A 19,717-nucleotide genomic window follows, 5' to 3' on the forward strand; every position below is an offset into this window, starting at 1 on the left:
TCGGTGTCGGGTCCGGTGGGAGGAGAGCGCGTGGATTTCGCATTCGGTCCGCAGGACCAGGCCTTCCGGCGCGAGGCGCGGGCCTGGCTGGCGGAGCGCCTGGACGGCACGCCCGCGCGCCGCGACTGGGAGCGTGAGCTCGGGCGGGGCGGCTGGATCGGACTCGGCTGGGACGAGGACGGCTACGGCAACCGGCGCGCGGACCTGACCCGGCAGGTCGTGTGGGCCGAGGAGTACGCCCGCTCGAAGGCGCCGCCCAGGTCCGGGCACATCGGCGAGAACCTGCTCGCGCCGACGCTCATCGCGCACGGGACGCCGGAACAGAAACGCCGCTTCCTGCCGCCCATCGCCCAGGGCCGTGAGCTGTGGTGCCAGGGGTACAGCGAACCCGGAGCTGGCTCGGACCTGGCGGGCATCCGGACAACCGCCGTACGGGAAGCCGGAGTTGATCCGTCCAGGGCGTTCCGGGTCACCGGGCAGAAGATCTGGACCTCGCTCGCCCACGAGGCGGACTGGTGCTTCGTGCTCGCCCGTACGGAACCGGGGTCCACCCGCCACCACGGCCTCTCCTTCCTGCTCGTCCCCATGGACCAGCCGGGCCGCGTCGAGGTCCGCCCGATCCGCCAGCTGACCGGCACGAGCGAGTTCAACGAGGTGTTCTTCGACGGGGCGGTGGCGCGGGCCGAGCATGTGGTCGGCGGCGAGGGGAACGGCTGGCGGGTCGCCATGAGCCTGCTCGGATTCGAGCGCGGGGTCTCCACGCTCGCCCAGCAGATCGGCTTCGCCGAGGAGTTGGGGCGCGTACTGCGGACGGCCGTCGAGACGGGAGCGGCCGAGGATCCCGTCGTACGCGACCGGCTCGTGCGTCTGTGGGCCGAGTTGCGCACGATGCGCTGGAACGCCCTGCGCACACTGGGCAGTTCGGGAAGCCCCGGGGAGGTCGCGGCGCCGAGTGTGGCGAAGTTGCTGTGGGGCGGCTGGCATCGGCGGCTCGGTGAGCTGGCGATGCGGGTGCGGGGGGCCGGCGCGGCGGTGGGCCCGGCGGACTGGTCGCCCGCGCTGCCGTACGAACTCGACGCCGCCCAGCACCTGTTCCTCTTCAGCCGGGCCGACACGATCTACGGCGGCTCGGACGAGATCCAGCGCACGATCATCGCCGAGCGCGCGCTCGGCCTGCCGAAGGAACCACGGGGCTGACCGCGGCCCTCCCCGGTACGGCCCAGGAACGTCCCAGAACGGCCCGACAGTGCTCAGGCACAGCCCGGTACGGCCAAGGAACTGTCCGGTACGGCCCAGGAACTGCCCGGGGTGGCCCGGGAAGAGGGGAGCTGGCGCGATGCGAGGCGTGATCTTCGACGGGAAGCGGACCCAGGTCGTGGACGATCTGGAGGTACGGGACCCAGGACCCGGAGAGGTCCGGGTGGCGATCTCCGCGGCGGGACTCTGTCACAGCGATCTCTCCGTGGTGGACGGGACCATACCCTTCCCCGTCCCCGTGGTGCTCGGCCATGAGGGTGCGGGCGTGGTGGAGGCCGTGGGCGCGGGTGTCACCCATGTCGAGCCCGGCGACCACGTGGCGCTGTCCACCCTCGCGAGCTGCGGGACCTGCGCCGAGTGCGACCGGGGGCGGCCCACGATGTGCCGCAAGGCGATCGGCATGCCACGGCGGCCGTTCACGCGGTCCGGGGAGCCGCTCTACCAGTTCGCCTCCAACTCGGCCTTCGCGGAACACACGGTCGTGAAGGCGGTGCAGGCGGTCCGGATCCCGAAGGACATCCCGCTGACGTCCGCCGCGCTGATCGGCTGCGGCGTCCTCACGGGCGTCGGAGCGGTCCTGAACCGGGCCCGGGTCGACCGTGGCGACACCGTCCTCGTCATCGGTACGGGCGGCATCGGCCTGAACGTCATCCAGGGCGCGCGGCTCGCGGGCGCCCTGCGGATCGTCGCCGTCGACTCCAATCCGGCCAAGGAGGCCGTGGCCCGCCAGTTCGGCGCGACGCACTTCCTCACCTCGGCCGACGGGGTGAAGGACATCCTCCCCACCGGCGCCCAGCACGCCTTCGAATGCGTCGGACGCGTCGAGCTGATCCGCCAGGCGATCGACTCGCTCGACCGGCACGGCCAGGCGATCCTGCTCGGCGTTCCCCCGGCCACGGCCGAGGCGTCCTTCCTCGTCTCCTCGATGTACCTCGACAAGTCCATCCTCGGCTGCCGCTACGGCTCGTCCCGCCCCCAGCGGGACATCGCCCTGTACGCCGAGCTGTACCGCGAAGGCCGGTTGCTGCTGGACGAGTTGGTGACGGCCACGTACCCGGTCGAGGACTTCGAGAGGGCGGCCGACGACGCGCACGCGGGGAAGGTCGCGAGGGCGGTACTGACGTTCTAGCGCTCCAGCGCCGTCCCGGAATCACGGCAGGTCCAGTCACCGGCCGCGCTCCGGTGAGCCCGCCGCGATGAACGCCGGTCCACGGACAGTGGTGCTCGATCCGAAGGTCCGGCCGGGCGTGTCGTCACCCGTGCGCCGGTCGGCACATTGACGTCGCCCGGTCGCGGGTGGAGTGCGCGGCCGGCCCGCTGAGCGGGTGCGGCGGCGGGCGGGCTCTGCCCCAGGGATGCCGCTGTCCAACAGGCGACCCATGTTCCCTAGCGGAACGTCCGTCCTTTAGCATGCGCTTCACCAAATCTCCACAGACTCTGAGAGGGGCGTTGCCTGTGACCGGCTACCCGACCGCGGTCAGAGGCGGCGGGCAGCGTCGTGCGCACAAGGGTGGTCGTCCCGCCGCACCCAAGGGACTGCTGCCCACGCCCCCTGACGACCGGGAGAAGTACAGCTACGTCAAACGCCACACCTGGGTGCTGACGTCGAGTTCCTTCGTCGCCTTCGTCTGCGTGCTGCTGAGCCAGCTGGACACGGGTCGGCACAGCGCCTGGATCTGGATCTTCGGACCCACCCTGCTGCTCGCCTGCGTCGGCTTCCTGATCTCGCTGCGGCTGGAGGCCTTCGCACCCAGCTTCAATCTCAAGAGGCACCGCCGCCTGGTACGCGGCTGGCAGCCGGAGCACCACCCGAGCGTGGACGTCTTCCTGCCGGTCTGCGGTGAGCCCCTGGAAGTGCTGCACAACACCTGGATCCACGTCCGGGCCCTGGCCGACGGTTACCCGGGCCGGGTGGAGGTTCTGGTGCTCGACGACGGGGCCAGCGACGAGGCCCGCGCGATGGCGGGCGACTTCGGCTTCCGGTACCTGGTGCGGCCGAACCGGGGCTGGTTCAAGAAGGCCGGGAACCTGCGCCACGGCTTCGAGAACTCCTCCGGCGAGGCGATCCTGATTCTCGACGCGGACTTCGCCCCGCGCACCGACCTGCTGCACGAGATCCTGCCGTACCTCAACGCCGATCCGCGCTGCGCCATCGTGCAGTCGCCCCAGTACTTTCGGGTCCTCGACCAGCAGAACTGGATCGAGCGCGGCGCGGGAGCGGTGCAGGAGCTGTTCTACCGCTCGGTCCAGGTCTCGCGGCAGCGCAGCGACGGCTCGATCTGCGTGGGATCCTGCGCCGTCTACCGGCGCTCGGCGCTGGAGGAGATCGGCGGCACCAGCCTGATCGAGCACTCCGAGGACATGCACACCGGCTTCGACCTGAGGGCCCGGGGCTGGGACCTGCGCTACGTGCCGCTCGCGCTCTCCACCGGCGTCTGCCCGGACACCGTGGGCGCCTACTACAACCAGCAGTACCGCTGGTGCATGGCCTCGATGAGCATGCTGGGCAGCCTGGACGACTTCTGGCGGGTGCGGATGCGCTTCGCGAGCCGGCTCTGCTACATGTCGGGCTTCATCTACTACATCGAGACCGCGCTGCTCAACTTCACCGCGCCGCTCATCGCGCTGACGCTGCTGATCCACTACCCGGACCAGCTCCAGGCCACCAACATGTGGATGGTGCTGCCCAGCGTGCTCTACCTGACGGTGGTCTACCCGCTGTGGCATCTCAACCCGTACCGGCTCGAAGCCTGGGCGACGCGGGTGATGTACGGCTGGGCCCACGTCTTCGCGATCTGGGACGTGGTGCGGCGCCGCCCGATGGGCTGGCAGCCGACCGGGTCGAGCGGGGCGCGGAAGAACAAGACCCGCCGCTTCTGGTGCGGCATGTGGTTGTGGAGCGCGCCCACGGCGGTGCTCTGGCCGGCCTTCGCGGTGTGGCGGATGAGCGGCGCGCACCCGGCGAACTACGCGCTGATGCTCGCCTCGGGTCTCTTCTACGCCGTCGCTGTGGGCCGAGTCCTGATCCAGCCCCGGGAGACAGAGGCATGAACCACCCTCGGATATCCGCCCTCGTGGCGCTGCTGGCCGTGGTGCTGCTGGCGGGCTGCGTCTCGACCGGGCCCGCCCCGATCGGTGCGGGCGGCGACGGCGCGCAGTCGGCGCAGTCCCTGGCCGGCGGCGCGAGCACCTACGTGCCCGTCCAGCCCTACGACATCGAGCGGCTGCTGCACCCGGCCGCGAAGTTCTTCGGCGCCACCTTCGACGGGGTCCCCAAGGACCTCGGTCCGGTCCGGCGGTACGCCGGCCAGGTGGGGCGCACACCCACGCTCCTGGAGTACTACCTCGGCTGGGGCAGCGAGCTCCAGGCCGACCAGACGCTCGCGGTCTGGCACAACAGCCAACTCCCGTATATCGCCTGGGAGCCCTACCGGGCGACGTTCGCGCAGATCGCCGACGGCAGTCAGGACGCGTACATCACCCGGACCGCGCAGACCCTGCGCGCCCTGAACATCCCGGTCGCGATCAGCCTCGGTCATGAGATGAACGGCAACTGGTACCCGTGGGGCACCCGGCGGTCCAATGCCCGCGACTTCGTCCGGGCCTGGCGGCACGTCCATGACGTCTTCCAGGACCAGGGTGTCTCCACGGTGATCTGGGTCTGGAGCCCGAACATCGTCAACCCCATGCCCCAGGTGCGGCTGAAGCCCTACTACCCGGGCGACGGCTACGTGGACTGGGTCGGCGTCGTCGGCTACTACGCGCTGACCGGGGCGCAGGACTTCCGCGAGCTGTTCGGGCCCACCTTCGAGCAGATTCGTTCCTTCACCAAGCGGCCCTTCCTGCTGGCGGAGACGGGGAGCCAGCCCGGTCCGCGCAAACCCGCGCAGATCACCGAGCTGCTGAGCACCGTGGCCCAGCGGCCCGACGTAGTGGGCTTCATCTGGTTCGACCTCGACAAGGAGACCGACTGGCGGGTCGACAGCAGCCCCGCCGCGCTCGCCGCGTTCCGCGCGGGCGCCCGGAACCACCGGTACAACCTCACCCTGGCGGGCCTGCGATGAGCGATACCGAGCGGCACGGCCCTGTCGACTGGCTCGGCGAGCGAGGCGAGCCTGTCTGGGCCCAGCGCTACGCGGAGCCGCCGTTCGGCGTCTTCGAGCCCGAACCGCTGAACGCGCGCACCATGCCGTTGCGCAGGCTGCCGCCGGTCCTTTCCGAGCCCGATCTCGGCTACGCCTTCGTCGAGCCGCCGCTGCCCGGCTGGACCCTGCCGCCGGTCGCCGAGATGGGCTGGGCCGCCGAGGCCGGCCGGCGGCGCCGGCTGATCAGCCTGGGGCTGCTGCTGGTGGTCCTGGTACTTCAGTCCGTGCTCTCGCTGCGGCTGACCAACACGGCCTTCGAGGACGAGGCGCTCTACGTCTACGCCGGGCATGTGGAGATCGGGCACCTCTTCCACGGTCGACTCGACTACGGCGGCTTCGGCGGCTACTTCTCCGGGGCGCCGACCCTGTACCCGGTGCTGGCCGCCGCCGTCGACTCGGTCTTCGGCCTGGCCGGGGTGCGCGCCCTCAGCCTGGTCTTCATGATCACCGCGACCTGCTGTCTGTACGGCGTGACCCGGCGCTTGTTCAACGAGCGGGCCGGGCTCTGCGCGGCCCTGCTCTTCGCCATATCGATGCCGACACTCTTCCTCGGCCACTTCGCCACCTACGACGCGATGGCCCTCTGTCTGCTCGCCGTCGGCGCCTGGCTGCTGATGGTGGTAGCACCTCGGCACTGGACGCTCGTGGCGCCGGTCGGCCTGGTCGTCGCGCTGGCGGTCGCCGTCAAGTACGCGTCGGCGCTGTTCCTGCCCACGCTCACGGTGCTGCTGGTGCTCGCCGCCTATCGTCACCACGGGATGCGCCGGGCGGTGCTGCGCGGTGTCCTCCTCGCGGTCACGACCGCCGCCACGCTGGCCGGAGGACTTCTCGCGACCGGCTACCTCAGCGCCATCCAGAGCACCACCACGGCCCGCGCGCACGGGACCACACCGGCCTGGCAGATCCTCCAGGACACCGGCCGCTGGGCCGGGCTGCTGGTGGCGGTCGCCACGGTCGGCTCCGTGCTGTACGCGCGCACGGCACGGCTGAGCGAGGTGCCGGGGTGGCACCAGGCCGTGCCCGGGCGCCGTTGGCGGACCTGCGTCGGGGTGCTGCTGACCGGGACGGCGCTGCTCGCGCCCGCGTACCAGATCCACCTGCACACCGAGACATCGCTGCAGAAGCACATCGGCTTCGGCCTCTTCTTCGCCGCGCCGATGGCAGGCGTCGGGGTGACCCGGCTGATGGGCGCGCACTTCAAGTTCCCGCAGTGGGCGATCGCCATCGGCGTGGTGGCACTGACCCTGGGAATGAGCCAGTCCGCCGAGTACTACGGCAGTTGGCCGGACACCCGCTATCTGATTCCGCAGCTCGCCTACACCGTGCGGCCGGGGCAGCACTGGCTGGGCGACCCGAAGGAGGGACCGGTCTACTACCTCGGCCGCCAGCACCTGACGTCCTACCGGGACTGGCAGTCCTTCTTCTACATCGACTACGCCAGGCCCGACGGCCGTCATCTGACCGGCCTTCCCGGCTACCGGGCGGCGATCGACGCGGGCTTCTTCGACGGCGTGGTGCTGGACTACTCGGCCGGCCTGCCGCCCGCTGAGCAGGCGGTCCGCCAGGAGATGCGGCTGACCGGCCGCTACCGTCTGCTCGGCGCGCTGCCGTACCGGACCTCGACGGGCGGAGGCCACTTCGAGATCTGGGTCCGGCAGCGAGCGTCCTGAGCGGGCGGTTCGGGCCCCGCGGGCCCAGAAGGTGTTCACCGCGCCGGCGTCGACCCGGTGTCGGCCTCTTCGGTCCCGCCGGTCCCGCCGGCTGCCTCGCCACCGGTGCCGGACCTGAAGGTGCGCCGGTAGGTGGTGGGGGTGACGCCGAGGATCGCCTGCAGGTGCTGGCGCATCGACTGGGCCGTGCCGAAGCCGGCGTCGCGGGCCACGTGGTCGACGGACAGGTCGCTGGACTCCAGGAGATGGCGGGCGTGTTCGACGCGCTGCCGGGTGAGCCACTGGCCGGGACTGACCCCGACCTCCTCGCGGAAGCGCCGGGTGAAGGTGCGCACCGACATGGACTCCTGCTCGGCCATGTCACGCAGCTGGATCGGCTCGTGGAGGCGGCCGAGCGCCCAGGCGCGGGCCGCGGTCGTGCCGGCCGACTGGGCCTCCGGCACCGGGCGCTGGATGTACTGCGCCTGGCCGCCGTCGCGGTGCGGCGGTACGACGGTGCGGCGGGCCACCTCGTTGGCGACGGCGGCGCCGTGATCGCGTCGTACGAGATGCAGGCACAGGTCGATCCCGGCCGCGACCCCGGCGGAGGTGAGGACGTCGCCGTCGTCGACGAAGAGCACGTCCGCGTCGACCTGGATCTGCGGGAAGAGCCGCTGGAAGTGCTCGGCGTGCATCCAGTGCGTGGTGGCCGGGCGGCCGTCGAGATACCCGGCGGCGGCGAGGACGTAGCTGCCGGTGCAGATGGAGACCAGGCGGGTGCCGGGGCGGATGTGCGCGAGGGCGGCGACCAGCTCGGGGGTCAGGATGCCGTCCTGCTGGACGGGCCCCAGTTCGTACGAGGCGGGGACGACGACGGTGTCTGCGGTGGCCAGCGCCTCGGGCCCGTTGGCGACGAGGACGGCGAAGTCGGCGTCCGTCTCCACAGGGCCGGGCGGCCTGACCGAGCAGGTGACGACCTCGTACAGCGACCGCCCTTCGGTGTCGCGCGACTTGCCGAAGATGCGCTGCGGGATGCCCAGTTCGAAGGGGAGCAGCCCGTCGAGGGCGAGGACGACGACGCGGTGCGGACGGAACGTACCCGAAGTGGCCATGGCCCGATCCTAACGAACGCTGTCCTTCGGGCCAGTGGTTCGGTGGGGTCCGTTCGCCGAAGCTCAATGGCGTGACCCAGACAACCGAAGCCGCTCCGGCCCCGGAGGACTCCCGGCCCACCCGCCCCGTCGCCTCCCACGGCATCCACCGCGCGTGGTTCGTCGCCGCCGTCACCTTCGTGACGATCATCGGCGCGGCGGCCTTCCGGTCGTTGCCCGGACTGCTGATCGACCCGCTGCACCAGGAGTTCCACTGGTCGCGCGGCACGATCGGCGCGGCGGTCTCGCTCAACCTCGCGCTGTACGGACTCACGGCGCCGTTCGCGGCGGCGCTCATGGACCGCTTCGGCATCCGGCGTGTGGTGGCGTTCGCCCTGACCGTGATCGCGGTCGGCTCCGGACTGACCGTGTGGATGACGGCGGCCTGGCAACTGCTGCTCTGCTGGGGCCTGTTGGTGGGTCTGGGTTCCGGTTCGATGGCGCTCGCCTTCGCGGCGACGGTCACCAACCGCTGGTTCACCGCGCGCAAGGGCCTGGTGACGGGCATCCTGACGGCGGCCTCGGCCTCGGGCCAGCTGATCTTCCTGCCGCTGCTGTCCTGGATCGTCACGGAGCACAGCTGGCGTCCGGCCGCGGTGACCGTGTCCCTCGCCGCCCTCGCGGTCGTCCCCTTCGTCTGGCTGCTGCTGCGCGACCACCCGGCCGACGTGGGCCAGATGCCGTACGGGGCAACGGAGTTCGTGCCCAAGCCCGAGCCGGTGCGGGGCGCCGCCCGGCGCGCGGTGGGCGTGCTGTCCTCCGCCGTCCGCACGGGCCCCTTCTGGCTGCTGGCCGGGACCTTCGCGATCTGCGGCGCCTCGACGAACGGTCTGGTCCAGACGCACTTCGTTCCCGCGGCCCACGACCACGGCATGCCCATCACCGCGGCCGCCTCACTCCTGGCGGTGATCGGCGTCTTCGACGTGGTCGGCACGGTCGCCTCGGGCTGGTTCACCGACCGCTTCGAGCCGCGCCGCCTGCTGGCGGTGTACTACGCCCTGCGCGGTATCTCGCTGCTGTTCCTCCCCATGCTCCTCGCCCCGACCGTGCACCCGCCGATGATCTTCTTCATCGTCTTCTACGGCCTCGACTGGGTCGCCACCGTCCCGCCCACCATGGCCCTGTGCCGTGAGCAGTACGGCGAGGACAGCGCCATCGTCTTCGGCTGGGTCCTCGCCTCCCACCAGGTCGGCGCCGCCCTCGTAGCCTTCCTCGGCGGCTTCGCCCGCGACCGCTTCGGCTCGTACGACGTGGTCTGGTACGCGTCGGGGGCCCTGTGCGCGGCGGCCGCGCTGATGGCCCTGGTGATCCGCCGCCGCCGTCCGACGGTCCCGGCGGCCGGGTCGCTGTCGCCCGCTGTCGCCTGACGGGGCCGCCTGACGGGGCCGCCTGACGGGGCCGCCTGACGGGGCCGCCGGGGGTGGTCTGCCCGGCTCCCCTGACCGGGTGCCCGACTCCCCTGATCAGGGGAGGAACCGGCCGTGTCTCCCGTCAGGCCAGGAACCGGCCCTTGTGGAAGAGCAGCGGCGGCACGTCCTCGTCGCCGTCGCCGCTCGTGCCCAGCGCGTCCACCCGGCCTACCACGATCAGGTGGTCCCCTCCCGTGTGCACCGCGTGGATCGTGCAGTCGATCCAGGCCGCGGTGCCCGCGAGACGAGGGGAGCCGGAGACCGGAGCGGCGTCGTGGACCACTCCCGCGAACTTGTCCGCGCCGCTCACCGCGAAGCCACGGCACAGGTCACCCTGGTGCGCGCCGAGGACGTTGACGCAGAAGACCCCGGCGCGGGCGATGCGCGGCCAAGTGGTCGACGTACGGCCGACCATGAAGCAGATCAGCGGAGGGTCGAGGGAGAGCGAGGCGAACGACTGGCAGGCGAAGCCGGCCGGGCCCGCCGGGTCCGCGGCGCCGGTGGCCGGTGCCGTCACCACGGTCACGCCGGTCGCGAAGTGCCCCATCACCTGCCGGAACCGGGCCGGATCGACCGGCGCCCGCTCGTCCTCGCCGACCGCGCGCAGATCCGGGCGCGGCAACGCCTCGACGGGCCCCGCGACGGTGGGGGCCCCGGCCGACCTGAGGTAGCGGACGGCGGCGGCGGCCATCCCTGCGTGTCCCATCACGCCTTCCATTGAAGCTGACGGCATGTCAGATAGGAAGGGGTCCGCGAGACCGGGAGCGTGCCAGTGCGACAGGCCGGGGGCGGCGGTCGCGCGAGGGCTGCCGAAGCGGACGGGGTGAGGGCCGCCGGTGCGGCTGGGCGGGAACCCCCCCCGCAGCGAATCGTGTTTCGCCCGCGTATCTTTCGCCCCATGGGGTCGGGAAACTCCGGGAGGCCCACGCGCCCCCGGTCGACATGGACCGGTGTGGAGGTGAACCTCGCCGCGGCGATCTGCGCGGCGCAGTCGGCGGTCGCCGTCACCGTCTGGTGGGTCGGTACGTTCGACGACGACGGCTACGGCGCGGGGCCGGGCGGCGGATTCGCCGCCGTCGGGCTGCTGTGCCTGCTCGTCTTCGGTCCGCCCCTGCTCGCTGTCCTGGGACTGCTGCACGCGGTGACGTTCACGATGCCGGCGGCCACGCTCGCCCGGCTGGTGACCCGGCGCGCGCCCGGCCCCGAGGGCGCCTGGCACCTGGCGCTCGTGCTGGTCATCGGCACGTTCTGGGCCGCGCTCGCGGTCGTACTCCTCGGTCTCGCGCCCACCGGTGCCACGGCCCTGCTGATCGCCGTGTCCGGTGTCCCGCCCGCGCTGGGTGTCGCCCGGACGCGGTGGCGCGAGCGCGTCACCGGACGCCCGTCGGACGGCCGGCGCGTCTGGCTCCGCTCGACGCTCGCGGCCCTGGGGGTGTGCGTACTCGTCGTGGTGGCGGGGACGGTGGGGCTGGCCACGGGACTCATCCAGGAGTACGAGCCGCCGAAGCTCGGTGCCGACCGGCTGACCGGCGTCTGGCGCGGCGATCACGGGGCCGTGCTGCGGCTGCGCGCCGACGGCCGGGCCGAGCTCACGGCGTTGCCCGCCCAGCCCGAGTTCGAGGATGTGGACACCAAGGAGTTCACGCGCTGCGACGGCACCGGCACGTGGTTCCTCGACACCGCCGGCCGTTACGACCCCGACGCCGACGGGTCCACGTCCGAGCGGCGGGACGGGGTCGTCGTCCGCGTCGGCGACTGCGGCCACGACACGTACTGGACCATCGGCGGCACCGAAACCCACCCGGAACTCTTCGTCCTCTTCGGCGACCCCGACTCGGGCGACCTGCGCATACTGAAGCAGGGTTGAACAGGCAGCCCCGGCTGCTTCCGCGCGGGCTACCCCCGCTTTCCGCGCGCCGGGCCTCTCCCGTGCGGGCGCGGGTGCAGGTCGGTTCGCCAGGGGCCGGCCCGCCTTGCCTTCCCGCAGGCCAGGTCGCCCTTCGTGCGGCTAGGCGTTCCCTTCGTGCGGGGCCGGTACGGCGCTGCCCGGCCGCGTCCGCTCAGCGGCCCTCGTAACGGGGGCTCCGTCGTTCCACGAAGCTCGCCACGCCCTCGGTGGCGTCCACCGTCGTCATGTTGATCTCCTGCGCCGCCGCCTCCGCCGCGAAGGCGGTGCCGCGGTCGGTGTCGAGAGAGGCGTTGACCAGCTGTTTGGTGAGGGCGAGGGCGCGGGTCGGCCCGGCGGCCAGCCGCTCGGACCACTCACGCGCCGTCTTCTCCAACTCCTCCGGCGGTACGACCCTGTTGACGAGCCCGATCCGCTCGGCGTCCGCGGCGCTCAGCGCGTCGCCGAGGAACATCAGCTCCTTGGCCCGTTGCGGACCGACGAGCCGGGTCAGCAGATAGGCTCCGCCGCCGTCCGGTACGAGACCGCGCCGCACGAACACCTCGATGAACCGGGCCGGTTCGGCCGCCAGGACGAGATCGCAGGCGAAGGCGAGATGCGCGCCGATCCCGGCCGCCGTACCGTTGACCGCCGCGATCACCGGTTTCTCGCAGTCGAGGACGGCGGCGATCAGGCGCTGCGCGCCCAGCCGGATGGTGCGGGCGACGTCGCCGGCCACCCGCTCCCCGGCGGGCGGACCGCCCCGCAGATCCGCTCCCGCGCAGAACCCGCGGCCGGTCGCCGTGATGACCACGGCCCGCACACCGGGGTCGGCGGACGCCGCCGCGAGCAGCTCGATCACGCGCTCCCGCTGGTCCCAGGTGAGCGCGTTCATCGCCTCGGGGCGGTCGAGGGTGATCCACGAGACCGCGTTGTCAGTGGCGTGCCGTATCAATGAGTCGAGGGACTTTTCGGCTGATTCATGAGATTCGGGAGCTTCACGGGACGCACGGGGGGAGTCGGTCATGGGGGTGCTCCGTTTCGTACGGGGATTGCGGGCAGGTCTGCCAGGCCGTGCGCACGGCCTGGTCGGCGCGTGCAGGAGGGCCGGTGCGTACTGGCGGGCCGGCACGCGTCGACGGGCCGGTGCGCGCGACCGTCCCGGAGCCGGAGCCGGTCCCCGGTCTGGTTCCGGTCCCGGAGCTGGTCCCGGCCGTCGCCCTGGAGCCGGAGTGGGTGTCGGAGGCGGTCCTGGTCCCGGGTCCGGTCTTGATCCCGGCCATCGCCCCGGAGCCGGAGCCGGAGCCGGAGGCGGTCCCAGTCCCGGAGTCGGTTCCGGCCGTCACCCGGGAACCGGAGTGGGTGTCCGAGCGCGCGGCTGCGTCGGCTCAGCGGCACATCACCAGTGCGTCCAGGGCCACCGCCCCCTGCCCGCGCGGCAGCACCATCAGCGGATTGATGTCCAGCTCCGAGATCTCGTCCCCGAGTTCGAGCGCCATGCGCTGGACCCGGATCACGACCTCGACCAGCGCGTCCACGTCCACCGGCGGAGCCCCGCGCACCCCGTCGAGGAGCGCCCGTCCCCGCAGCTCGGACAGCATGGCCCGCGCCTGGTCGTCGCCGAACGGCGGCACGCGTACGGCGGCGTCGCGCAGCACCTCGACGAGGACCCCGCCGAGCCCGACGGTCACGGTCGGTCCGAAGAGCTGGTCGTGCGTGACGCCGACGACCATCTCGACGCCCCGCTCGACCATCTGGCACACGAGGACGCCGTCGAGGGAGATGCCCTCGTAGCGGGCGATGTCGGTCAGCTCGCGATAGGCGTCGCGGACCTGGCTGGCCGAGGTCAACCCGATCTTGACCAGGCCGAGTTCGGTCTTGTGGGCGATCTGGGCGCCGGAGGCCTTCATGACGACCGGGTAGCCGACCTGGCTCGCCGCCCGCACGGCCGCCGCCGCGCTGGTCACCAACTGCTCGCGCGGTACGCGGATCCCGTACGCGCGCAGCAGCTGCTTGGCCGCGTGTTCGCTCAGCTGCTGACCAGGGCGCATCAGGGCCTGTGCCTTGCGGAAGGAGGGCGAGGGGGTGCGCGGGGCCTCGTCGAAGGGAGAGCGGTAGGCGGCGGTGAACCGCGCGTGCTCGAGGTGGGCGCGGACGGCGGTGATGCAGTTGGCGAACGTACGGAAGGTGGCGACCCGGGACGACCCGAGCAGTGTCTCGCGGTAGGCCGCCTCCGTGCCGACCGGCGACCCCCACACCACGCACACCAGCTTGTCCGTCTGTTCCGCCGCGTCCACCAGGTCCTGCGCCAGTTTGTCGCTCATGGGCGGGAAGGGCCCGGTGATCGGGCAGATCAGCACGCCGACGGCGGGGTCGGCGAGGATCGCGTCGATGATCTTCCGGCCGCGCCAGTCGCCGACGGGGTGACCGCCGTTGTCGACCGGGTTGGCGACGTTCAGGTAGCCGGGTATCCAGGTGTGCAGTTCGGCCTGTTTGGTCTCCGAGAGGACCGGGAGGTCCAGCCCCGCCGCGCTCGCCAGGTCCGCGAAGTGCGCGCCCGTGCCGCCCGAGATCGAATAGACGACGACCCCGTCGGCCCGCGGCGCGCGGGCCCGCGCCAACAGGGCAGCGGTGTCCTGGAGTTCGTCGAGTCCGTCGACGCGGATCACCCCGTACTGCCGCATCGCCGCGTCCACCACGGTGTCGGCGCCGGTCAGCTTGCCGGTGTGCGATGCGGCGGTGCGGGCGCCGGTCTCGGTGCGGCCGACCTTGACCGCGACGACGGGCACTCCGCGGCGGGCGGCGCGGTCGGCGGCGAGCAGGAAGGAGCGGCCGTCCTTGAGCCCCTCGACGTAGCAGGCGATGGCGCCGACCTCGGGCCGTTCGGAGAAGTAGGAGATGAAGTCGGCGGTCTCCAGATCGGCCTCGTTGCCGGTGGGTGCCCAGTGGGAGAGGCGGACGCCCAGTTGCTGCATCGCGAAGACGGGCCGCCCCTGGTGGCCGGACTGGGTGATGAGGGCGACCGCGGGACCGTCGAGGTCGTCGCGGAAGTTCTCGAAGGCGTTGAGGTTGGTGTTGGGACCGAGCAGTCGCAGACCGGAGCCGCGCACGGCGGTGGCGAGCCGGGTCTGCGCGGCGGCGCCCTCGGCCCCGGTCTCGGCGAACCCGGACGCGAAGGCGACCGCGAACTTCACCTTGGCCTCGGCCAGTTCCCCGATCACCGGAAGGGGGTCGCCGACGAGGAGCACCGCCAGATCCACCTGCTCCGGCAGGTCCGCCACGGAAGGGAGGCACGGCAGGCCGAAGACGGACCGACGGGTGGGGTGCACCGGGTGGAGCCGGGCGCCGACCCGCTCTGCCCAGCCGATCAGCTGCCGGGTGATCCCGGTGTTCGGCCGCCCCTCGGCGTCCGAGGCGCCGATCACGGCCACGGACTCGGGACGGAAGAAGCGGTCCAGATCCGGCACGGTGGCGTACAGCGGGCGACCGCTGACGTCCAGGTCGTCGACCTCGGCCGGCCGTCCGTGCACGACCGGCGAGGGCTGCTCGCCGCAGGCGATGACCCGGGCCCGGCGGGAGTCGGTGGTGAGGGTGCCGTGGGTTGATCCAAGCATCGGTCCGCCCGCTCCTGTGTGACAGCCAACTGTTAACTGACGCAGTGTCAGATTACTTAACTGACGCCGTGTCAGGAACCGTTGTGCAGGCAAAGGCTGCGGAGGGGAAACGGGAGGGCGTCGGGCCGCCGGGCGTGCGCGGACGCGGGGCGGGCTCCTGCTACGTACCCGCCACGCGCCGCCGGGGAACCCGACGGCGCACGGTCGACGTGACCGTCCGTCGCGGGCATGCCGGGATGGGCGTGCCGAAAAGGGCACGCCTGGGCGTCGTCGTCGGGTGTGCCGGTGGGCAGTGGGTGCGTCGGCCGGGCGGTGGGGTCAGCTCGTGGTGGGGGGTGTGGCCTCGGTCTTGGAGATGTGCCGGGCCACTGCCTTCGCGATCTTCTCGGCGTCGAGGGCGAGTTCGCGGAACATGCCGCTGATGGGGTTGGTGAAGCCGGTGAAGTACAGGCCGGGCGCGTTCTTCGGGGTGCGTCCGCCGTGCACGACAGGGTGCCCGCGGCCGTCGAGCACGTCGAGGTGTCCGACCATGCCTTCCAGGGCTCGCAGGTATCCCGTCGCGGCGATCACCACGTCGGGGTCGATCCGGCTCCCGTCGGCGAGGACGGCCTTGTCGTCCTCGAACCCCTCCACCGCGGCCACGATCTCGACCTTCCCCTTGCGGACGGCGTCGATGAGGCCGACGTCCTGGACGGGGATGGAGCCCTCGTTGACGCGGGAGTAGAGCCCGGTGCCGGGGCGGGGCAGACCCTGCGCCGCCAGGTCGGGCACGCTCAGCCTCGCCATCGGCCCGGCCAGCCTGTCCACGAGCCGCACCGGCAGCCGCCGTACGAGGATGCCCGTGAACTGCGCGGCCCAGCCGGCCGTCGAGCGGCGCACGATGTGCGGCGCGGTGCGCACGGACAGCCGTACGCGGGAGGCGCCGCCCTCGACCAGGTCCACGGCGATCTCGGCGCCCGTGTTGCCGACGCCGACGACGAGGACGTCACGGCCCGCGTAGGGGGCGGGGTTGCGGTACTCGCCGGCGTGCAGCAGCGTGCCGGTGTAGGCGTCGCGGCCGGCCCAGTCGGGGACGCGCGGGGTGTGGTTGTAGCCGGTCGCGACGACCACCGCGCTGCCGGTCAGCTCACGGCCGCCGGTGGCGTGCAGCAGCCAGCCGTCGCCGCCCGGGGCGGGCTCGACGCGCGAGACCTCGACGCCCGTGACGATCTCCAGCTCGTGGTGCTCGGCGTACTTCTCCAGATAGCGCACCACGTCGTCGCGCGACACCCACCGCCCGAACGAACGCGGCATCGACAGTCCGGGCAGCGCGGACAGCCGCCGGGTGGTGTGCAGGTGCAGCCGGTCGTAGTGGCCCCGCCAGGACGCCCCGACCTGGTCCGCCTTCTCGAGCACGACAGCTCGTACGCCCTGGGCGCGCAGCGCGTACGCCGCCGCGAGCCCCCCGGGGCCGCCCCCGATCACATACACGGGGCGGTCCTCGTGGGACGGCACCGTGCGGGGGGTCGTGGAAGCAGTCGAGTCGGCCATAGCGCGAGCGTAATCACGACTTTGCTTGATAGGTCTCGGTCAAGACCGGAATCGGTTGCGAACTGGTCACGACTGTGGGAGGGGTGCGTGCGGCTGGTGGCGTAGATCACTTCAGTGTGGTGAAGGTGCGCGAAAAGCGCGTTGTCGCCGCAGGTGGGCGCGGGGGCGTACGCCTTTTGCGGGAGCGCGGGATCGGCCCCGCGCGCCCCTTGGGAGGGCTGGAGCGGGAGGGGGTCGGTGGAGGACCGGCGGCGCAGTCCTCGTCGGCGGGTGCCTGCCTCTTGCGCGGGCGTCTCGGGGAGTCGAAACTGACGTTCCGTCAGATTGGACGGCTCTGCGGGAGGTTCGGCCATGGACACGATCTGGCTCGGCGGGGCGGAATGGCTGGCCGTGCTCCGTATCGGGCTCGGGCTGTGGTGGCTGGAGAGCTGGCGCCACAAGGACAAGAAGGGCTGGTTCGAGCGCGGGACCGGGATCGCCTGGGCGGCGGACGTCGCGTCCAAGCACCGGTGGAGCGCCGTACGGTCCGGATTCGACGCGGTCGTCGCACCGCGCCCGCGGACGATGGCGTACGTGGTCGTGTACGCGGAGCTGGCCCTCGGCCTCGGGCTGGTGGCCGGACTGCTGACACCCGTCGCGCTGGTCGCGGGCCTGCTCCTCAACGTCCTCTACTTCACGCTCATGATCCACGACTGGGCGGAACAGGGGCAGAACGCGATGATGGCGCTGGTCTCGGCGGTCGGTCTGTTCGCGATGTCCTGGCAGACGTGGTCCCTGGACAACGCCCTGGGACTCTTCCAGTGAGCGGGACCGTGCGGGGCGGGGGAGCGGCGGGCCCGCCCCGTTCCGCGGGTGCGACAGGCCCCGCGGGGGCGACGGATTCTGCGGGGGCGACAGGCCCCGCGGGTGCGACGGGATCTGTGCGAGCCGCGGAATCCGCCGGTGCGGCGGATTCCGTGGGAGTGGTGGGGTCCGGGGGCGGGTTCGACGTGCCCGAGGCGGATGCCTTCACCCGGCCGTACTGGGACGCGGCGGCCGAGGGGCGGCTGCTGATCCGGCACTGCGCGGCCTGCGACCGCGTCCACCACTACCCCCGGGAGTTCTGCCCGCACTGCTGGAGCGAGGACGTGAGCTGGCGCCCCGCGAGCGGCCGCGCCACGCTCTACACCTGGTCCGTCGTCCACCGCAACGACCTGCCGCCGTTCGGCGAGCGGGTGCCGTACGTCGCCGCCGTCGTCGACCTGGCGGACGGTCCCCGGATGATGACCGAGGTGGTCGAGTGCGACGGGACGGCGCTGCGGATCGGGATGAAGCTGGAGGTGGCGTTCCGGGCGGGGGTCCCTGTGTTCCGGCCGGACCCGCACCACACGCCGGAGACGGACTGAAACGGGTGCGGAGGCCGATCGTGAGCCGGGCCGCCGCGGGGTCCTTCCGGAAGCCCGGTCCGTTGTGGGAGTGACGTGTGGGAGTGACCTGTGGGCGTGAACGGGTTTGAATGGCTGGATGTCCGACGTCCATGAACAGTTCGCCGTCCATCCCTTCCCCGAACTGGCAGGCCTCGGTCTGCTGCTGCGCCCCTGGGACCCGGAGTCCGACGCCGACGTCTCGGCGTATCTGCGCGGGCTGGCCGATCCGGAGTTCCAGCGCTGGAACACCCCGCTCAAGTTCGTCCGGGACATCGATTCCGCCCGTCAGGCGCTCGGGAGGCGCGTCGCCGCCGCGACGAACGGCACCGGGGTCTCCTTCTGCGTCACCGACGCCGAGAGCGGCGCGACGCTGGGGCACATCGGCGTCAACGAGATCGACCACGTGATGGGCTGCGCCCGCGTCGGCTACTGGGTCCTCCCGGACTCCCGCGGCCGCCGGGTCGCGACCCGCGCCCTCACCCTCGCGGCCCGCTACAGCTTCGTCGACCTCGCCCTGCACCGCCTCGACCTCGGCCACGCCGTGGGCCACGAGGTGTCCTGCCGGGTCGCCGAGCGCTGCGGATTCCGGTACGAGGGGACTCTGCGCGGCGCGATGTTCGAGGCGGGGCGTCACGACGCGTTCCGTGACGTCCACCTGCACGGCCGGCTGTCGACGGATCCGGAACCCGCGCCGGCCCGCTAGGGGACGAGGCCGGCACCCGCCGAAAATCGGAGGCACGGCGCGGTGGTCGCACGGGATCATCGGACATGACCTCCTCCGTGGCGTACGACTGGCAGCTCACCCACGACCTCGACGCGTTCCTCGGCCGGGCCGGAGACTTTCTCCGGTCGCGGCCCGCTCAGCACACCGTCGCGCTGACCGTGACGGACGCGCTGCGAAGGCGGGGCATGGGCGGGTTCGGAGGGAGCGTGCCGGTCTTCGGGTTCCTGGAGCGGGACGGGGCGGTCCTGGCGGCCTTCTTCCGTACGCCGCCGTACCGGCTGAACGTGACGCCGCTGGACGAGCGGGGCGCGGACACGCTCGCCGCGCTGCTCGCGGACGCGGAGATCGAGGTGCCCGGTGTCTCCGCCGACACCGACACCGTGGCGGCCTTCGTGGAGGCCTGGCAGCGGCGGACCGGAGCGACGGCCGCGCCGCTGCGCGGCGAGCGGCTGTACCGGCTCGGCGACCTGACGGTGCCCGAGCCCGCGCCGCCCGGCCGGGCCAGGGTCGCGGGCGAGGCCGACCGGGACCTCCTAGCTCGCTGGTACACGGAGTTCGCCGAGGCGATCGGCGAAGGCGCTCACCGCGACGCCGGCGCCTGGGCCGACGACCGGATCTCCTACGGCGGCGTCACCCTCTGGGAGACCCCGGACGGCACCCCCGTCGCCATGGCGGGCGCGACACCCCCGGTCGCCGGGCAGCTCCGCGTCGCGCCCGTCTACACCCCGGCCCACCTGCGCGGCCAGGGGTACGCCGGTGCCGTCACCGCCGAGGTGAGCCGCGCCGCGGTCGCCGCCGGCCTCCAGGAGGTGCTGCTCTTCACCGACCTCGCCAATCCGACCAGCAACGGCCTGTACCAGCGCATCGGCTACCGCCCTGTCTCGGACTTCGCGACGTACGACTTCACGTACGGCGTGTAGGCGACGCGGACGGCATGCGCGCGCCGG

The 19,717-nt window shown here is 72.3% G+C and carries 16 protein-coding genes; 11 read left to right on the forward strand and 5 right to left on the reverse strand.

The window, feature by feature from the left end:
* The first annotated feature begins 30 nt into the window (after window positions 1-30).
* The 5 genes from ACZ6KY_RS19800 to ACZ6KY_RS19820 all read left to right on the forward strand — a co-directional run bounded on the left by ACZ6KY_RS19800 (window position 31) and on the right by ACZ6KY_RS19820 (window position 7,072).
* Window positions 31-1,197: an acyl-CoA dehydrogenase family protein gene (locus ACZ6KY_RS19800; protein WP_469311563.1), complete on the forward strand. Its 1,167-nt coding sequence runs from the start codon at window positions 31-33 to the stop codon at window positions 1,195-1,197.
* A 139-nt stretch (window positions 1,198-1,336) separates the two neighbouring features.
* Complete coding sequence (locus ACZ6KY_RS19805; protein ID WP_469311564.1) at window positions 1,337-2,386, forward strand: Zn-dependent alcohol dehydrogenase; 1,050 nt, start codon at window positions 1,337-1,339, stop codon at window positions 2,384-2,386.
* 326 nt (window positions 2,387-2,712) lie between these two features.
* On the forward strand, window positions 2,713-4,308 hold the full coding sequence (locus ACZ6KY_RS19810; protein WP_469311565.1) for a glycosyltransferase family 2 protein: 1,596 nt from the start codon (window positions 2,713-2,715) through the stop codon (window positions 4,306-4,308).
* Window positions 4,305-5,321 carry a glycoside hydrolase family 26 protein gene (locus tag ACZ6KY_RS19815; protein WP_469311566.1) on the forward strand — a complete coding sequence of 339 codons (1,017 nt, stop codon included), beginning with the start codon at window positions 4,305-4,307 and terminating at the stop codon, window positions 5,319-5,321. Before ACZ6KY_RS19810 ends, ACZ6KY_RS19815 begins: the two co-directional genes overlap by 4 nt.
* The gene (locus ACZ6KY_RS19820; protein ID WP_469311567.1) at window positions 5,318-7,072 is read left to right on the forward strand and encodes an ArnT family glycosyltransferase; all 1,755 of its coding nucleotides are present in this window, start codon (window positions 5,318-5,320) and stop codon (window positions 7,070-7,072) included. The genes ACZ6KY_RS19815 and ACZ6KY_RS19820 overlap by 4 nt, the downstream gene beginning before the upstream one ends.
* Before the next feature lie 35 nt (window positions 7,073-7,107).
* Here the strand turns inward: ACZ6KY_RS19820 and ACZ6KY_RS19825 are convergent, their stop codons facing one another.
* Window positions 7,108-8,163 carry a GlxA family transcriptional regulator gene (locus ACZ6KY_RS19825; RefSeq protein ID WP_469311568.1) on the reverse strand — a complete coding sequence of 352 codons (1,056 nt, stop codon included), beginning with the start codon at window positions 8,161-8,163 and terminating at the stop codon, window positions 7,108-7,110.
* Between the two features lie 71 nt (window positions 8,164-8,234).
* Here ACZ6KY_RS19825 and ACZ6KY_RS19830 point away from each other — a divergent pair, with 71 nt between their 5' ends.
* Window positions 8,235-9,569: an MFS transporter gene (locus ACZ6KY_RS19830; protein WP_469311569.1), complete on the forward strand. Its 1,335-nt coding sequence runs from the start codon at window positions 8,235-8,237 to the stop codon at window positions 9,567-9,569.
* A gap of 124 nt (window positions 9,570-9,693) precedes the next feature.
* On the opposite strand, the gene ACZ6KY_RS19835 is transcribed toward ACZ6KY_RS19830, so the two are convergent.
* On the reverse strand, window positions 9,694-10,317 hold the full coding sequence (locus ACZ6KY_RS19835) for a flavin reductase family protein (protein ID WP_469311570.1): 624 nt from the start codon (window positions 10,315-10,317) through the stop codon (window positions 9,694-9,696).
* A gap of 246 nt (window positions 10,318-10,563) precedes the next feature.
* Here ACZ6KY_RS19835 and ACZ6KY_RS19840 point away from each other — a divergent pair, with 246 nt between their 5' ends.
* Entirely contained in the window at window positions 10,564-11,478 is a 915-nt protein-coding gene (locus tag ACZ6KY_RS19840) for a hypothetical protein (RefSeq protein WP_469311571.1), read from the forward strand.
* A 193-nt stretch (window positions 11,479-11,671) separates the two neighbouring features.
* Here the strand turns inward: ACZ6KY_RS19840 and ACZ6KY_RS19845 are convergent, their stop codons facing one another.
* From ACZ6KY_RS19845 to ACZ6KY_RS19855, 3 genes are all read right to left on the reverse strand, one after another.
* Window positions 11,672-12,523 carry an enoyl-CoA hydratase/isomerase family protein gene (locus ACZ6KY_RS19845; RefSeq protein WP_469311572.1) on the reverse strand — a complete coding sequence of 284 codons (852 nt, stop codon included), beginning with the start codon at window positions 12,521-12,523 and terminating at the stop codon, window positions 11,672-11,674.
* Between the two features lie 361 nt (window positions 12,524-12,884).
* On the reverse strand, window positions 12,885-15,110 hold the full coding sequence (locus tag ACZ6KY_RS19850) for an acetate--CoA ligase family protein (protein WP_469311573.1): 2,226 nt from the start codon (window positions 15,108-15,110) through the stop codon (window positions 12,885-12,887).
* A 318-nt stretch (window positions 15,111-15,428) separates the two neighbouring features.
* The gene (locus tag ACZ6KY_RS19855) at window positions 15,429-16,640 is read right to left on the reverse strand and encodes a flavin-containing monooxygenase (protein WP_469311574.1); all 1,212 of its coding nucleotides are present in this window, start codon (window positions 16,638-16,640) and stop codon (window positions 15,429-15,431) included.
* Window positions 16,641-16,991: 351 nt separating this feature from the next.
* On the opposite strand from ACZ6KY_RS19855, the gene ACZ6KY_RS19860 reads away from it, so the two are divergent.
* The 4 genes from ACZ6KY_RS19860 to ACZ6KY_RS19875 all read left to right on the forward strand — a co-directional run bounded on the left by ACZ6KY_RS19860 (window position 16,992) and on the right by ACZ6KY_RS19875 (window position 19,690).
* Window positions 16,992-17,444 (forward strand): DoxX family protein, encoded by a 453-nt coding sequence (locus tag ACZ6KY_RS19860; protein WP_469311575.1) that lies wholly within the window; start codon window positions 16,992-16,994, stop codon window positions 17,442-17,444.
* 185 nt (window positions 17,445-17,629) lie between these two features.
* Window positions 17,630-18,025, forward strand: coding sequence for a Zn-ribbon domain-containing OB-fold protein (locus ACZ6KY_RS19865; RefSeq protein ID WP_469311576.1), 396 nt, complete (start codon window positions 17,630-17,632; stop codon window positions 18,023-18,025).
* Between the two features lie 118 nt (window positions 18,026-18,143).
* Window positions 18,144-18,749, forward strand: a complete 606-nt coding sequence (locus ACZ6KY_RS19870) for a GNAT family N-acetyltransferase (RefSeq protein ID WP_469311577.1) — start codon at window positions 18,144-18,146, stop codon at window positions 18,747-18,749.
* A 65-nt stretch (window positions 18,750-18,814) separates the two neighbouring features.
* A complete protein-coding gene (locus tag ACZ6KY_RS19875) occupies window positions 18,815-19,690 on the forward strand; it encodes a GNAT family N-acetyltransferase (RefSeq protein WP_469311578.1) in 876 nt (291 codons plus the stop codon).
* Window positions 19,691-19,717: the final 27 nt, after the last annotated feature.

The organism is Streptomyces sp. NPDC042002, assembly GCF_055588305.1.

Bases quoted from the DNA above. Each gene is read 5' to 3' on its own strand.
- ACZ6KY_RS19820 (WP_469311567.1), top strand. From the start codon at position 5,318: ATGAGCGATACCGAGCGGCACGGCCCTGTCGACTGGCTCGGCGAGCGA.
- ACZ6KY_RS19835 (WP_469311570.1), bottom strand. From the start codon at position 10,317: ATGGGACACGCAGGGATGGCCGCCGCCGCCGTCCGCTACCTCAGGTCG.
- ACZ6KY_RS19845 (WP_469311572.1), bottom strand. From the start codon at position 12,523: ATGACCGACTCCCCCCGTGCGTCCCGTGAAGCTCCCGAATCTCATGAA.
- ACZ6KY_RS19850 (WP_469311573.1), bottom strand. From the start codon at position 15,110: ATGCTTGGATCAACCCACGGCACCCTCACCACCGACTCCCGCCGGGCC.
- ACZ6KY_RS19825 (WP_469311568.1), bottom strand. From the start codon at position 8,163: ATGGCCACTTCGGGTACGTTCCGTCCGCACCGCGTCGTCGTCCTCGCC.
- ACZ6KY_RS19855 (WP_469311574.1), bottom strand. From the start codon at position 16,640: ATGGCCGACTCGACTGCTTCCACGACCCCCCGCACGGTGCCGTCCCAC.
- ACZ6KY_RS19875 (WP_469311578.1), top strand. From the start codon at position 18,815: ATGACCTCCTCCGTGGCGTACGACTGGCAGCTCACCCACGACCTCGAC.
- ACZ6KY_RS19805 (WP_469311564.1), top strand. From the start codon at position 1,337: ATGCGAGGCGTGATCTTCGACGGGAAGCGGACCCAGGTCGTGGACGAT.
- ACZ6KY_RS19860 (WP_469311575.1), top strand. From the start codon at position 16,992: ATGGACACGATCTGGCTCGGCGGGGCGGAATGGCTGGCCGTGCTCCGT.
- ACZ6KY_RS19870 (WP_469311577.1), top strand. From the start codon at position 18,144: ATGTCCGACGTCCATGAACAGTTCGCCGTCCATCCCTTCCCCGAACTG.
- ACZ6KY_RS19815 (WP_469311566.1), top strand. From the start codon at position 4,305: ATGAACCACCCTCGGATATCCGCCCTCGTGGCGCTGCTGGCCGTGGTG.